Annotated in this window: 1 protein-coding gene; it reads right to left on the reverse strand. The window is 47.7% G+C overall.

What is annotated here, in order from left to right; translation table 11 throughout:
- The coding region (locus KNO72_RS15530) for a transposase (RefSeq protein ID WP_214758786.1) at window positions 1–344 on the reverse strand (344 nt) is incomplete at its 3' end.
- Between the last annotated feature and the right edge of the window lie 2 nt (window positions 345–346).

The following is a 346-nucleotide window of genomic DNA, read 5'->3' on the forward strand; positions in this document are numbered from 1 at the left end:
GCTCGATCCATCCCTTTTCTCGAATCTGTTAACTCGCTATGACTAGTATACTTCTTAATCCATTTTCGAAGAACAGATCCATCACTGATTTGATAGTTGGAGAGGACTTCCATCGTGGTGGCCCCGTCGAGGTAGTCACGGGCGGCCGCGATTTTCTGTTCCTTGGTGTACTTCGATTCCTTCAATGCGTCACTCCCGCCGGTAGCGAATTTCACTTTCCACACCCGGAGGGTATTCTCAGAAACGTGATGAGTCTTCATGATTTCCTTCCATGTATGCGTTTCTTCTTCCATCATGCGCAGTGCAGCCAGTTTTTGTTCGATTGAATGCCGACTTCTCGCCATAA

The organism is Exiguobacterium sp. s123 (assembly GCF_018617075.1).
GTDB classification, from domain to species: domain Bacteria; phylum Bacillota; class Bacilli; order Exiguobacteriales; family Exiguobacteriaceae; genus Exiguobacterium; species Exiguobacterium profundum.